At 62.3% G+C, this 14759-nt stretch carries 11 protein-coding genes; 10 read left to right on the forward strand and 1 reads right to left on the reverse strand.

All coding sequences use genetic code 11. The features are described 5' to 3' along the window. Nucleotides 1-131 precede the first annotated feature (131 nt). From AC1RS8_RS22645 to AC1RS8_RS22670, 6 genes are all read left to right on the forward strand, one after another. Complete coding sequence (locus AC1RS8_RS22645) at nt 132-1157, forward strand: histone deacetylase family protein (RefSeq protein ID WP_489338986.1); 1026 nt, start codon at nt 132-134, stop codon at nt 1155-1157. Between the two features lie 246 nt (nt 1158-1403). Beyond that, entirely contained in the window at nt 1404-3308 is a 1905-nt protein-coding gene (locus tag AC1RS8_RS22650; RefSeq protein ID WP_489338985.1) for a sigma-54-dependent Fis family transcriptional regulator, read from the forward strand. Continuing rightward, nucleotides 3308-5026: an ABC transporter ATP-binding protein gene (locus AC1RS8_RS22655; RefSeq protein WP_057713918.1), complete on the forward strand. Its 1719-nt coding sequence runs from the start codon at nt 3308-3310 to the stop codon at nt 5024-5026. Before AC1RS8_RS22650 ends, AC1RS8_RS22655 begins: the two co-directional genes overlap by 1 nt. Further along, nucleotides 5016-5693, forward strand: coding sequence for a subtilisin-like serine protease QhpE (qhpE, locus tag AC1RS8_RS22660; protein WP_154861497.1), 678 nt, complete (start codon nt 5016-5018; stop codon nt 5691-5693). The genes AC1RS8_RS22655 and qhpE overlap by 11 nt, the downstream gene beginning before the upstream one ends. Next, complete coding sequence (gene qhpG / locus AC1RS8_RS22665) at nt 5690-6988, forward strand: flavin-dependent monooxygenase QhpG (protein WP_489338984.1); 1299 nt, start codon at nt 5690-5692, stop codon at nt 6986-6988. The genes qhpE and qhpG overlap by 4 nt, the downstream gene beginning before the upstream one ends. Before the next feature lie 94 nt (nt 6989-7082). Continuing rightward, a complete protein-coding gene (locus AC1RS8_RS22670) occupies nt 7083-8081 on the forward strand; it encodes an acyltransferase family protein (RefSeq protein ID WP_090456939.1) in 999 nt (332 codons plus the stop codon). 102 nt (nt 8082-8183) lie between these two features. On the opposite strand, the gene AC1RS8_RS22675 is transcribed toward AC1RS8_RS22670, so the two are convergent. After that, nucleotides 8184-9674: an aldehyde dehydrogenase family protein gene (locus AC1RS8_RS22675; RefSeq protein ID WP_489338983.1), complete on the reverse strand. Its 1491-nt coding sequence runs from the start codon at nt 9672-9674 to the stop codon at nt 8184-8186. Between the two features lie 525 nt (nt 9675-10199). Between AC1RS8_RS22675 and peaA the strand changes: the two genes are divergently transcribed. The 4 genes from peaA (at nt 10200) to peaD (ending at nt 14757) form a co-directional block, all read left to right on the forward strand. Continuing rightward, nucleotides 10200-11780: a quinohemoprotein amine dehydrogenase subunit alpha gene (peaA, locus tag AC1RS8_RS22680; protein WP_090456935.1), complete on the forward strand. Its 1581-nt coding sequence runs from the start codon at nt 10200-10202 to the stop codon at nt 11778-11780. Nucleotides 11781-11861: 81 nt separating this feature from the next. Continuing rightward, on the forward strand, nt 11862-13292 hold the full coding sequence (gene peaB, locus AC1RS8_RS22685) for a quinohemoprotein amine dehydrogenase maturation protein (RefSeq protein WP_349735350.1): 1431 nt from the start codon (nt 11862-11864) through the stop codon (nt 13290-13292). Between the two features lies 1 nt (nt 13293). Continuing rightward, the gene (qhpC, locus tag AC1RS8_RS22690; RefSeq protein ID WP_008016081.1) at nt 13294-13617 is read left to right on the forward strand and encodes a quinohemoprotein amine dehydrogenase subunit gamma; all 324 of its coding nucleotides are present in this window, start codon (nt 13294-13296) and stop codon (nt 13615-13617) included. Nucleotides 13618-13638: 21 nt separating this feature from the next. Further along, complete coding sequence (gene peaD / locus AC1RS8_RS22695) at nt 13639-14757, forward strand: quinohemoprotein amine dehydrogenase subunit beta (protein ID WP_489338982.1); 1119 nt, start codon at nt 13639-13641, stop codon at nt 14755-14757. Nucleotides 14758-14759: the final 2 nt, after the last annotated feature.

Consider the following 14759-nt stretch of genomic DNA (forward strand, 5'->3'; position numbering starts at 1 on the left):
AGCTTGCTCGCGATAGCGGTGGGTCAGACAACATTGACGTCAACTGACACTGCCTCATCGCGAGCAAGCTCGCTCCCACAGTGGAATGCGGCTGGTTTCAAGATCTACGTTAACTGACAGGTATTCACTCCATGCGCAGTTTTTTCCATCCCGAACAATTGCTCCACCATCCACGCAGCTACTATTCCCGTGGCCAGATGCGTACGCCGCAGGAAGTGCCGGAGCGTGCGCAGCGCCTGGTGCAGGCGTCTCACGCTTTGGGTTTTGCCGTTGAGCAACCGGCCGATGCCGGGCTCGATCCGCTGCTGGCGGTGCACGGCGCACCGTATCTGAGGTTTTTGCAGGAAGCCCATCAGCGCTGGAAAGAGATTCCCGAGGATTGGGGCGACGAGGTGATGTCGAACATCTTTGTCCGCGAACCCAATGCCCTGCGCGGAATTCTCGCGCAAGCGGCGCGCTATCTGGCCGATGGCAGTTGCCCGGTGGGCGAGCAGACCTGGCGTTCGGCCTACTGGTCGGCGCAAAGCGCCATCGCCGGTGCCCGGGCGTTGCTCGATGGCGAGCCGGCAGCCTATGCCCTGTGCCGGCCACCGGGTCACCACGCCCGGGCCGAAGCGGCGGGTGGTTTCTGTTATGTGAACAACGCGGCGGTGGCGGCGCAGGTATTGCGCGCCGGTTTTTCGCGGGTAGCGGTGCTGGATACCGACATGCACCATGGTCAGGGTATTCAGGAGATTTTCTACGACCGCGATGACGTGCTCTACGTGTCGGTGCACGGCGATCCGACCAACTTCTATCCGGGCGTCGCAGGTTTTGCCGAAGAGCGTGGTGTCGGTGCGGGCGAGGGTTTCAACCTCAACCTGCCGATGGCCCATGGCGCCAGCGAGGCGGTTTTTCTCGGGCAATTGGAAGTAGCGCTGAAGGCGCTGAAGGACTTCGGCGCCGAGGTGCTGGTGCTGTCCCTGGGCTTCGATATTTTCGAGCTGGACCCGCAGAGCAAAGTGGCGGTGACCCGCGAAGGGTTTGCCGTGCTCGGTAAGCGCATTCGCAGCCTCGGGTTGCCGTGTCTGATCGTGCAGGAGGGCGGGTATCACCTGGAGAGCCTGGAGGATAATGCCCAGGCGTTTTTTGTGGACCCTGAGGTTTGGCAGCTCTGAGATCTTTGCTGCCTGGTAGATCGCTATCGCGAGCAAGCTCGCTCCCACACTGGTCAGTGTTGAACACAAATATGCGGTTCACCTCGGTCAAGTGTGGGAGCGAGCATGCTCGCGATGAACGATAACGGGGTCCTCCTGACGGAACACAAGCGCCCTACGGCACTTGCCATAGCCCTGACGTTAACGTAAAGATTGCTCCAGGGCGCCGACGTATGAAGGCGCAGGGTGGATGACCCGGAGCGCTTGATGACGCCAATAAAAACAAACTCCCCCAAACTGCATCGCGAAGCCCGGCTGGCTCGGGAAAAGTTGCACCTGGAAGGCGAAGTGCCGGATGGCGTCCTGCGTGCGGAAATCGATGCCTCGTGGCGACGCAGTCTCAGCCATGGCGTGCATTTCAATGCCAAGCATGAGCTGGCGCTGGAATCGAGTGCCAGCCTCGACGTGTTGCTGTCCAGCAACCGCTTGTTGATCGACGCTGCGTTGCCGGCCATCGATTACCTGGCCGAGCGTCAGGGCAAGGAAGGGCTGATCATCCTCGCCAACTCCGACGCCACCATCCTCGCCGTCGAAGGCCGCGCCGACCGTCTCAAGGGCAGCGGCCTGCAGGACATCACCCTCGGCACCTGCTGGAGCGAAGCGGTTCGCGGTACCAACGCCCTGGGCACGGCACTGGTGGAAGCCCGGCCGACCCTGATCGATTGCGGCGAACATTATCTGGATCGCCTCAGTGATTTTTCCTGCACTTCGGTGCCGATCCATTGCCCCCAGGGCGACATTCTCGGCGTTCTCGACCTGACCCGCGAAGGCCCCCTCGGCCGTGCCCACGACAGCACTGCGCTGCTGGCCATGGCGGTTAGCCAGATCGAAAGCCGGGTGTTCAACGCCAGTTATCCGGACGAAATCGTCCTGGCCTTCCACAGCCGTCGGCAATATCTGGAATCCCCGTGGCAAGGCCTGCTGGCCGTGAGCCTCGGCGGGCAGATCCTGGCGGTCAGCGCCCAGGCCTGCCAGTTGCTCCACGCCGAGCGCTCGGCCCTGATCGGTCGGCGCTGCGAAGAGTTTCTCGGAGTCGACGGCCTGCAATTGTTGGCGCGTCTGCATCAGGGTGGAGCCGGCAGCCTGCAAACCGCCAAGGGTGAATTCTTCTACAAAACCCTGCGCGCGCCGCAACGCTCGATCAACGTCAGCAGCCCGCCGCGCACCGTCGCGAAACCGCCCAAGGCGCAACCGGACCTGGAAGCGCTCGCCGGCAGCAATACGCGCTACGCCCGTGCCTTGCGCATGGCCCGCCAAGGCCTGGCCAATGAACTGCCGGTCCTGTTACTGGGCGAAACCGGCACTGGTAAAGAGGTGATCGCCCGTGCCCTGCACATGGCCGGAGCGCGCTGCGACAAACCCTTCGTGGCGGTGAACTGCGCGGCCATTCCCGAAGGCCTGATCGAGTCCGAACTGTTCGGCTATCGTGAAGGCGCGTTCACCGGTTCACGCCGGGGCGGCATGGTCGGGCGTTTGCAGCAGGCCCATGGCGGCACCTTGTTCCTCGATGAAATCGGCGACATGCCTTTGGCTTTGCAGGCCCGGTTGTTGCGGGTGTTGCAGGATCGCAAAGTCGCGCCCCTGGGTGCAGGCGAAGAGCAGGACATCGACGTCGCGCTGATCTGCGCCACCCACCGCGACCTCAAGCGTCTGGTGGAAGAAAAACACTTTCGCGAGGACCTGTTCTACCGGGTCAATGGCATCAGCGTGATGCTTCCGGCCCTGCGCGAACGCGAAGATTTCGGCGCGCTCGTCACTCGCATGCTGACGACATTGGGCGCACCCGCCGTGGTCCTGCACGATGATCTCGATCGCTTGCTCAACGGTTATCAGTGGCCGGGTAACATCCGCCAGCTGGAGATGGTCCTGCGCACCGCGCTGGCCATGCGCGAACCGGGCGACACCGTGCTGACCCTCGACCACTTGCCCGACAGCATGCTCGACGAGTTGACCACCAGCGAACGGCCCCAGGCCGGCAGCATCCGGGAAAACGAACTGGAGCTGATCCGTCAGTCCCTGGACACGCACCAGGGCAATGTCTCGGCCGCCGCCGACGCCCTGGGCATCAGCCGCGCGACGCTTTATCGCAAGCTCAAACAGTTGCGTTCGTGATGCAGCGCTTGATCGTTCGGCTGATCGACAGCCAGAACCCCGAGGCTCTGCAAGCGGCATTGCGTTGGCTGTACAGCTTCGTGCGACCCCATCGCCTGGCGATTGCCGGGCTGCTGGGTTTGTCGGTCTGCGCCTCGGCGCTGGTGCTGGTGCAGCCGTGGCTGACCAAACTGCTGATCGACGATGGCCTGTTGGCGCGCAATTTCCCGATGCTGGTCATGATCGCCGGGCTGATGATCGTTGCCGGGTTGCTGGGCACGGCGCTTTCGGGCATCAACCGCTACCTGCACACGCGACTGTCCGGGCGCATGCTGTTTGCCCTGCGCGATGACCTGTACCGGCATTTGCAAACCCTGTCGCCGAGCTTTTACGGCCAGCGGCGCATCGGCGACCTGATGTCGCGCCTCGATGGCGATGTCGCGGAAATCCAGCGGTTCGCTGTGGACTCGCTGTTCTCGGCCGTGTCCAGCGTGATCGGCCTGGTGGTCGCGGTAGCGATGCTGTTGACCTTGTCCTGGAAACTGTCGCTGTTGGCGCTGGTGCTGATTCCCCTCGATGTACTCTGGCTACGCTGGATGCGGCGCAAGGTGGAGCGCGATGTGCGGCAGTTGCGCGAGCGTTCGGCGGACATGTCGTCGTTCATGGTCGAGACATTGCCGGTGATGAAATTCATCCAGTCCGCTGGCCAGCAACAGCGTGAAGCGCGACGCCTCGAGACGCTGGGGCAGGGCTACATGAGCCAGTTGCTGCGCCTGCAAGTCACCGAATTTTTCACCCAGGCCGTACCCGGCACCCTGACCTCGCTGTCCCGGGCCTGCGCATTTCTGATCGGCGGTTACTGGGTGGTGCAGGGCACCTGGCAGCTCGGCGCCCTGATTGCCTTTTCCACCTACCTGGGCATGGCCGTGGGGCCGGTGCAAAGCCTGCTCGGGCTCTACGTCGCGATCCAGCGGATGACTGTCAGCCTCGGCCGGGTCATGGAATTGCGCGGCGAACAACCGACGGTGTTGACGCCCGCCACGCCAAGGGCAATGCCCACTGGCGGCGATCTCTGGTTCGACAACGTGCACTTCGCCCATCCCGGCCGCCAATCGACCCTGCGCGGCATCGAGGCGCGGATTCCCTACGGTATGAAAGTGGCCCTCAGCGGCGGCTCGGGCGTGGGCAAGTCCACCCTGATCGACCTGCTGCAGCGTCATCACGATCCGCAATCGGGCCGGGTACTGCTGGGCGACGTCGATCTGCGCGAGCTGGATCTGTTCCAGTTGCGTCGGCGCATCGCCATCGTCAGCCAGGACATCGTGCTGTTTCGCGGCAGCCTCGCCGACAACCTGGCCTACGCGGCACCGGACGCCAGCCGCGAGGCGATTGCCGACGTGGCGCGACTGGCGCAACTCGACAGCCTGATCGAGTCCTTGCCCGAAGGTCTCGACAGTCCCTTGGGCGAGCGGGGCCAGCAGTTGTCCGGCGGGCAGAAACAACGCATCGCGATTGCCCGGGCACTGTTGCAGGACCCACTGATCCTGGTGCTCGATGAAGCCACGTCCGCAGTGGATGAAGCCACCGAACGCGAGGTCATCGACGCCATCGACCGCCTGTTTGCCGGACGTACGCGCATCCTGATCAGCCATCGCCCTTCAACCCTGGCCGACGCCGACCTGCGCTTCGAATTGCTCGACGGCGTACTGACCTCGAAAACGGTGCTGCATGAAACCTGAGTTGCGCATTGGTGTGGTGGACAGCGGTCACTCGGCGGCACAACGGGTGCAAGTGATCGCCGGTCGACGCTTTTCATTGCTCGAAGACGGCCTGGCCGAGGGCGACTTGCGCGAAGACCCGCTGGGGCATGGCAGTGCGGTGATCGAGGCCATCGGCCGGCGTGCACCCTCGGCGCTGTTTTGCGTGGCTCAGGTGTTCGACCAGCGGGGTGTCACCAGCGCCTTGCAGATCGCCACGGCGATTGACTGGCTGCTGACGCAGGACGTTCGACTGATCAATTTGAGCCTTGGCCTGCGCCAGGATCGCAGCCTGTTGCGCGCGGCCTGCGCGGCGGCGGTGGCGCAGGGCGTGCTGCTGTGTGCGTCGAGCCCGGCCCAGGGGGAAGGGGTGTTTCCGGCGAACTATCCGCAGGTATTGCGGGTGACCGGCGATGCGCGGTGCGCCGAGCAGGAATGGTCGTGGCTCAACAGCGCCCAGGCGGATTTCGCCGCGTGTGTGCATGGCACCTACCCGGGGCAATCCGGGGCGAGCCTCGGTTGTGCCGCGTTGAGCGGGCACATCGCCGGGTTCCTCGTCGAACAACCTGGTGCCAGCAATGAGCAAGTCATCGAGTGGTTGCGCGAGCATGCCCGTTACCGTGGCCCTGAACGGCGCTTCGGGCCATGACCGACATCGTCATTCTGGGTGCCGGCCCGGCGGGGGCTGCGGTCGCGCTGGGTTTGAAGCGGCTGGGCCATAGCGTCACGCTGATCAGCGAATGGCGCCGGTTCGCGGCGCTCGAAGGCGTGTCCGTGCGGGTTCTTGAGGCTTTGCGCGGCGTGGGTCTGCATCAGGCGTTGGCGCAAGCAGCGCTGCCTTCTCAACGCCAGGTGAACTGGAATGGCCAGCAGCATGCGCAGAACATCGAATACTTGCTCGACCGTCCGCTGTTTGACCGAGGCCTGCGTGAGGATTTGCGCCTGGCGGGGGTCGAGTTGATCGAAGGCCGGGTGCTGACGGTTCAATCATCGACCAATGGCCACCGAATCGAAATCGACGGCCGCGAACCACTGCTGGCGCCGTTTCTCGTAGAGGCCCGTGGACGTCAGGCCCCCGCTATCGGCAAAGGCTTGCGTGGCCCCGAGACTGTCAGCTTGCTCAATCGCTGGCAGGGTTCGCCGGGCAGCACCGCCAGCGCCGTGGAAAGCCTTGAGGACGGCTGGGCATGGATGGCGCGGCGCGCCGACGGCCAGTGTTACTGGCAATGGACGGTGGATGTGGCCAGTGCCGGGTTGCCGGGCAAGGCTATGTTGCTCGATTACTGTCGACAGCGGCGCCAGGGTTCTAAGTTGGCCGCCGCTTTTTTTGCTGGCGAAGCGCAAAGCGATCTACAACTGCACGCCCGCAGCAGCACGGCGATTCTGAGCCCGCAGGTGTGTGGCGAAAACTGGATTCGGGTCGGCGATGCGGCAATGGCGGTGGACCCATTGTCGGGCAACGGGATCTTTCAGTCCTTGTCTTCGGCGTTGCAGGCGCCCGCGGTGATCAACACGCTGCTGTGCAAACCCGAACGAACGGCTCTGGCCCAGCGTTTCCACCAGCAGCGGGTGGGGCAGTTGTTTTTGCGGTTTGCGCGAATCGGCCGGGATTTTTATGCCGATGAGCAGCGCTGGCCGGACCAGCCGTTCTGGCAGGCACGACGGAGCTGGCCGGATGCCGAAGTGGCCCATGCCGAGGCGGATTTCAATGCGCTGAGGATTGAACGGGCGCCGGTGTTGCGTGATGGGCTGGTCGATGAAGCCGAGGTGGTGATCACGGCGGATCAACCGCTGGGTATCTGGCATGTGCATGGGGTTGAGGTGGCGGCGTTGGTGCAGAGGTTAAAGCAGGGAGAGCCGGCGGATCAGGTGTTGGCCGGGCTGACGGTGGAGCAGGGGCGGATGGTTCGCAGCTGGTTGCTGGGCCAGGGTTTCAAACCCTGAATGAAGAACCTCCGGATACGGCGAAAAAGCCTGTTCTCCCAGCGCAAAGCATCGTAATTTACGCGCCATAACGACAAGGAATTTTGGGGTGTAAGTGGGAGCTTATCGTCTGCTATTGGCCGTTCTGGTGGCCGTTTCTCATATGGGCAAAACGTTCATGGGGCTAAACCCCGGCGTGATTGCCGTGATTTCCTTCCTGATCATCAGCGGCTTCGTGATGACCTCGCTGATCGAACGCAATTACAAGGCGCCGGAGAAAGTCGGCCTGTTCTACCTGGACCGCGCCCTGCGGCTCTATCCTCAATTCCTGTTCTACTTCGTGGTTTCCTGTGCGGTGATCTATTTCCTGCTGCCCGGCACGCCTCAAGCCGCCGAGCTGACGCTGCGCAACATCGCCGCAAGCCTGGCTATCGTGCCACTCGGCTTCTACATGTTCGGCGCGGCGGGATCGTGGATCTTGCCGCCGGCCTGGTCTTTGGGGCTTGAGATGTGCTTCTACCTGATGATCCCTTTCCTGATCATCTATAGGGCGCGGGGCGTTGCGTTTGCTCTATCCGTCGTCGTCTTCATGGCCGCGTGCCTGGGTTTCATCAACACCGACCTGTACGGCTACCGTCTATTGCCGGGTGTGCTGTTCATGTTCCTGTGCGGCAGCTACCTGTACAAAGCGCAGCCGAAGGATTTGGCGATCGCTGCCGGCACCGCCGTGGTGGCGGCCCTGATGTTTGCGGCCATCATGGCGGGATGGATAGAGCGCCGGCCGTTCAATGCCGAAGTGACCGCTGGCATAGCGCTGGGCGTGCCCGCCGTGTACCTGCTGACAAAGCTCAGGTTTCACCGGATTGACGAATTCCTCGGCAATATCAGCTATGGCGTGTTCCTGAATCACTATGTGGTGATGTACTTCCTGCACGCTGTCTGGTCGGTTGCCTACGATGGGGCCGTTGTTGCAACAGTGCTGGCCTTGTCGTTGCTGCTCAGCGGCGTTTCGTACTACTGCGTCGAACGGCCGGCCCTGAAGCTTCGTCACGCGCTTCGGGCCGGCGCAAAATATGGGGTGGGTCGCCCACTGGACCGCGAAACAGCGGCGTAGTGGCTGGGGGGCGCCTTCGCGGGCAAGCCCGCTCCCACAGGGGAACGCATTCCAATGTGGGAACGGGCTTGCTCGCGAAGGCGGCCTGAAGGACGCTACGAATCACAACTTGATCAGCACCGACTTCAACTCGGTGTAATGCTCGATCGCCGCATACCCCATCTCACGCCCGACCCCGGACATCTTGTAGCCTCCGAACGGCAGCGCCGGGTCCAGGGCGCTGTGGCAGTTGACCCACACCGATCCTGACTTGATGCGCGGAATCATCCGGTGCACCGCCGCCAGGTCATTGGACCAGATGCTCGCGCCCAATCCATACGGACTGTCATTGGCCATGCGCAGGGCATCGGCTTCGTCATCGAACGGGATGGCCACCAGCACCGGGCCGAAGATTTCTTCCTGCACCAGTGAGTGCTTCTGATCGACGTCGACAATTACCGTTGGCTTGACGAAGAACCCAGGCCCGAACTGCTCGCCACCGCAGGCGATGGTCGCGCCGCTTTCCCGGCCCTTTTCGATGTACCCGTAGACGCGCTCCTGCTGGCGCGCCGAGATCAAGGGCCCCATGTCGACGCTCGGGTCCAGGCCGTTGCCGAGTTTCATGGCGTTGGCAATGTCGCTGATGTCCGCCACCACATTGTCGAAGTGCTTGCGCTGCACATACAGCCGCGAGCCTGCGCAGCAGACCTGGCCCTGGTTGAAGAAGATCGCACTGGCAGCCCCGGCCGCGGCGGTTTTCAGGTCGGCGTCGGCCATGACGATGGTCGGTGATTTACCGCCTAGCTCCAGGGTGACCCGGGTCATGGAATCCATGGCGATCTTGCCGATCTGCTTGCCGACGGCGGTGGAGCCGGTGAAGGTCAGCTTGTCCACCAGCGGGTTGTGGGTCAAGGCAGAACCTGCGGTGATGCCGGTGCCGGTGACCACGTTGAATACGCCTTCGGGATAACCGGCTTCCAGCACCAGTTCGGCAAGTTTAAGTGCGGTCAGCGGGGTTTCGTCGGCCGGCTTTAGCACCACGGTGCAGCCGGTGGCCAAGGCCGGGCCGAGTTTCCAGCAGGCCAGCAACAGCGGGAAGTTCCAGGCGACGATGGCACCGACCACGCCCACCGCTTCACGGCGGATGAAGCTGTGGAACTGGTCGTTGGGCATCAGCGGTGCCGACACGTCAACCGTAGAACCTTCGATTTTGGTCGCCCAACCGGCCATGTAGCGCAGGAAGTCGATGGCCAGTTGCACGTCCATCACCTGGGCCACCGCTGCGCTTTTACCGTTGTTCAGGCATTCCAGTTGCGCCAGCAGCTCGGCGTCGCGCTGCATCAGGTCGGCGAGTTTCCACAGCAGGTTCTGCCGCTCCCGGGGACGGGTGCGGGTCCAGGCCGAATCGTCGAACGCCTGGCGGGCGGCGAGCACCGCACGGTCGACATCTTCCGGTGTTGCCCGTGGCACCACGCACAGCACCTCACCGGTGGCCGGGTTGTGCAGGGGCATGGTCTGGCCGTCGGCGGCCTCGACCCAGTCACCGCCGATAAGCATGCGCGGGGTGCGCTGGATGAATGCCGAAGTGGCGGGAAGCAGGTTTGGGAGCGACATTGGCGAGGCCTCTTGTTGTTCGTGAGAACAGGGCTTTCGCAATGCCTGTGCCAGTTGTGTTTTTTCGGCCCGAAGGCCCGATCCAGTGGGGTGACAGATATTTCCGGGGTCACCCTGAGATCGATAAACGTCGCAAATTGCGACGATGTGAGACGCCCCGAACACAACACCTTGTAGGAGCGAGCCTGCTCGCGATGGACGAAAGAGCACCACGTTTAGCCTGTAAGCACGCGATATCGTTAACGACCATCGCGAGCAGGCTCGCTCCTACAGAAAACTATGCTTGTCTCAGAGTGAAACAGTTGTCGCGAAATTAAACGTGCAACGCCCATGACGTCTCCCGAAAAAAAACGGTTATTAGTCACAAGTCATTGATTCATTGAAATATTCATAAGCTGGCACGCTCCGTGTATTGCTCATCGCAGACGTTTCTCTTGCCTCCGTCAGCGGATCAACGCCGGCGGCAGAAACCATAAAAACGATAAGCCACAACAATAAGAACGCACCGTGCGAGGTTCGACGTTGATGAAGAGAAAACTCCGATCAGGCATGAGCGCCAGCCTGCTGGCCGTAGCCGCTTGTGTAGCGCTGCATTCGCCTCATAGCCTGGCAGCCCGCGACGCCCAGACCATCCTCAAGGAAACCTGTCAGGGCTGTCACACCCCCGAAGCCGATAACGCCCTCAGCCGCATCAGCCACCAGCGCAAAACGCCGGAAGGCTGGCTGATGAGCATTGCCCGGATGCAGACCATGCACGGTTTGCAGATCAGCGATGAGGACCGTCGCACGCTGGTCAAATACCTGGCCGACACCCAGGGCCTGGCGCCGAGCGAAACCGACGGCGTGCGCTATGCACTGGAGCGCCGGCTCAATACCGTCGAGCAGTTCGACGACCAGACCAGCCAGATGTGCGGCCGCTGCCACTCCGGTGCGCGGGTTGCCCTGCAACGGCGTCCGGCCCAGGAGTGGGAACGCCTGGTGAATTTCCACCTCGGTCAGTGGCCGTCCCTGGAGTACCAGGCGCTGTCCCGGGACCGCGACTGGTTCGATATGGCCCGCAAAGAGATGGTGCCGCTGCTGGCCAAGCGTTATCCGCTGGACAACCCGGCCTGGAAAAAATGGCAGAGCGCGGCGCCGAAAGCCGATGCCCTGGTGGGCGACTGGAGCTTCAGCGGCCACTTGCCGGGCAAGGGTGAGCTGGCGGGTGTAATGACCGTGAGTGCCGATGGCAGCGACACCTTCAAGGTCAGCGTCAAAGGCCAGTACGCCGACGGCACGCCGTTCAACGGCGACGGCAGTGCAATCCTCTACACCGGCTACGAATGGCGCGGCAACGTGACCATCGACGGCGTGACCATGCGCCAGGTGTTCGCCGCCCAGGGCAATGCGATGCAGGGCCGGATGTTCGAGGCCGAGCACGACGAGCGTGGTCTGGACTTCGTCGCCGCCAAGCAAGGCTCCAACCGTTTGCTGGCGGTGCAGCCGGGTTATCTGAAGGCCGGCAGCGAAACCGAAGTGACCCTGATCGGCAGCGGCCTGACCGGCAAGCCGGACTTCGGCAAAGGCGTGGAAGTGCTCGAAGTGGTCGAGCAGAGCCCTGAGCGGATCAAGGTCAAGCTCAAGGCGGCCGCCAATGCCCAGCCAGGTTTGCGCGCGGTCAGCGTCGGCACGCTAAAGGGCCCGAGCCTGTCGGTGTACAGCAAGATCGCCTCGGTCAAGGTTGTGCCGGAATTCTCGGTGGCACGGATCGGCGAGGGCGGTGGTTCGACGCCGAAAGTCCAGGGCCGTTTCGACGCGGAAGCCTGGGGCAAGGGCGCTGATGGCAAGCCGTACCGCATCGGTGTGTTCCCGGCGCAGTGGAAAGTCGAGGCCTTCGACGACCGCGCCAGGGAAGACGAAGACGTCAAGTTCGCCGGCACCATGCAGGCCGACACCGGCGTGTTCACTCCGGGCGATGCCGGGCCGAACCCGGCACGCAAGATGTCCACCAACAATGCCGGCAACCTCAAGGTGATCGCCGCCGTCGACGACGCAGGGAAATCCCTGACCGGCGAAGGCCACCTGATCGTGACCGTGCAACGCTGGAACAATCCACCCATTCCGTGAGTTGGCTGACGGCACAGGCTTCAGACACTTTTCGGAATGACCGCAAGCCCCGCCAAGCGGGGCCTGCACAGGAGGTTTGCCATGGGCGCTATCTTGAATCTGGTCGAACGCAACCTGCACGAAGTGCAGGTCGATGCTGACCGCATGCTGTTTCACATCCCCAGCAGTTCGCTGTTCGCCAGCGATGAACTGACGGGCACCATCATCGACACCTTGCGCGGGCCAGGTTGTTCCTCGGACGACCTGATCCAGCGCCTGGCCGCGCGTTTCAACGGCGAGGAAATCACCGAGACCCTGCGCGAGCTGATGGCCCTGGAACTGGTCAGCGACGGCTCGCCGCTGACCCCCGACATCGCGACCAAGCGGGTCGAGCGCACGGCGATCAATACCGTGGTGCTCAACGTCAACACCGGCTGCAACCTGAGCTGCACGTATTGCTACAAGGAAGACCTCGACAAGCCGTCGGCGGGCAAGAAAATGGACGTCGAAACGGCGATCGCCTCGGTGGAAATGCTGCTGCGCGAATCCCCGGACGAAGAGCGTTTCACCGTGGTGTTCTTCGGCGGCGAACCGCTGAGCAACCGCAAGCTGATCGAGTACATGGTCGACTATTGTGAGAAGCGTTTTCACGAGGCGGGCAAGTTCGTCGAATTCGTCATGACCACCAACGCCACGTTGCTCACCGAAGAAACGGTGGATTACCTCAATGCCCATCGTTTCGGGCTGTCGGTGAGCATCGACGGGCCGAAGACCGTGCACGACCGCAACCGCATCACCGTGGGCGGGCAGGGCACCTATGACGTGGTGCGGCGCAAGGCCGAGATGCTGTTGTCGCGCTACAACAGCCGTCCGGTCGGAGCTCGCGTAACGCTCACCACCGGCGTGACCGACGTCGAAACCATCTGGGATCACCTGTTCAACGAACTGGGTTTTGCCGAAGTCGGCTTTGCCCCGGTGACCTCCGGCGACATCAGCAGCTTCAATCTCACCAGCGATGAACTGGTGCAGGTGTTCGCCAACATGAAGGCGCTGGGTCGTCGATACCTGGAAGCGGCGCTGGAGCACCGCAACATCGGTTTCTCCAACCTGCACCAGCTCATCACCGACATCCACGAAGGCCACAAGAAAGCCCTGCCGTGCGGCGCGGGCCTGAAGATGCTGGCGGTGGATCACAAGGGCGAGCTGAACCTGTGCCACCGTTTTACCGGTTCGAGCCTGCCGACCTTCGGCAACGTCCATAGCGGCGTGAAACAGGTGGAGTTGAACGACTTCCTGTCCCAGCGCCTGGACCGTACCAACACTGGCTGCGAAGACTGTCAGATCCGCAACCTGTGTTCCGGCGGCTGCTACCACGAGAGCTACGCCCGCTATGGCGATCCGACCCACCCAACCTATCACTACTGCGAACTGATGCGTGACTGGGTCGACTTCGGCATCGAGGTCTACACCCGGATCATGGCCAATAACCCTGCGTTCATCAGCAGTTACATCACTCCGCGCAAGGCTCACTGATATGAAACATCTCAAGGCAATCAATAACAAAGCGTTGAAGCTGGATCAGGCCGCGGATGAAAACCGCATAGAAGAAGTGGTGGCCATGAGTTCCGTGGCGGGCTGTGCCTCGACCACCGACCCGGGCTGGGAAATCGATGCGTTTGGCGGTGTGTCGTCGTTGTGCCAGCCGATGGAGGCCGACCTCTACGGGTGCTCCGACCCTTGCTGGTGGCCGGCCCAGGTGCCCGACATGATGAGCACCTACCCGGACTGGAACAAGGATGCCCAGGCGTCCAACGACAACTGGCGCAACCTCGGCACTGTCTTCCCCAAAGACAAGTGATCACAGAAGAAGGATTCCAGCATGCGTAACATCAAAGCCTGCGGCCTGGCCGCGTTCGCCGTCCTGAGCAGCTGTTCTGTCAGTGTTCTGGCCGATGAAAATACCGCGCTGCAAGTCGGTCACGAATACATGGTGACCACCAACTACCCGAACAACCTGCACGTGATCGACCTGGCCACCGATACGCTGTTCAAGACCTGCAAGATGCCCGATGCCTTCGGTCCCGGCTCCGTGCAGTTGTCGCCGGACCGCAAGACCGCCTACGTGCTGAACAATCACTATGCGGATGTCTACGGTGTCGAACTGGACAACTGCAAGCAGGTGTTCCACGCCAGCATCACCCAGAAGCCGGGTGAGAAGGCCAGGTCCATGTTCGCCTTCACGGTCAGCCACGACGGCAAGGAACTGTACACCGTCGCCAACCCGACGCTGATGATGAACGATCGCTACGAAGTGCAGCAGCCACGGCTCGACGTGTATTCGACCGATGCCGGCATGGACGCCAAGCCGCTGCGCAGTTTCCCGGCGCCGCGCCAACTGACCATCATGCAGAGCGGTGACGACGGCACGCTGTACGTGGCCGGGGCGGACGTTTACAAGGTCAATGTGCAAACCGGCAAGTTCGACGTACTGATCCCCAGCCGTCACTGGAAACGCCCGAACTACAGCGCACCGGACGTGCTCTACGTGTGGAACCAGCAGACCTACCGGCATGACTTCTCGCTGCTGTACACCGCGGCGAAATTCAAGGACAAGAAACAGGACCCGGCCACCGCCGAATACCTGTACGGCCTGTTCAGCGTCGACCTGAAGACCGGCAATACCGAAACCACCGACTTCGGCCCTTTGACGGAGATCTACTTCAGCGGTATGCGCTCGCCCAAGGACCCGAACCTGATGTTTGGCGTACTCAACCGCCTGGCCAAGTACGACATCAAGCAGAAGAAAATGCTCCAGTCCGCCGCGCTCGATCACTCGTACTACTGCATTTCCTTCAACAAGGACGGCAGCAAGATCTACCTGGCGGGGACGTTCAACGACGTGGCGATCTTTGATGCCGACAGCCTGAAGCAGACGGGCAGCATCAAGTTGCCGGGCGGAGACATGGCGATTACCACGGCGCAGATTTTTGTCCGGTAATT

It is taken from the genome of Pseudomonas sp. GW821-FHT12A04, assembly GCF_058807755.1.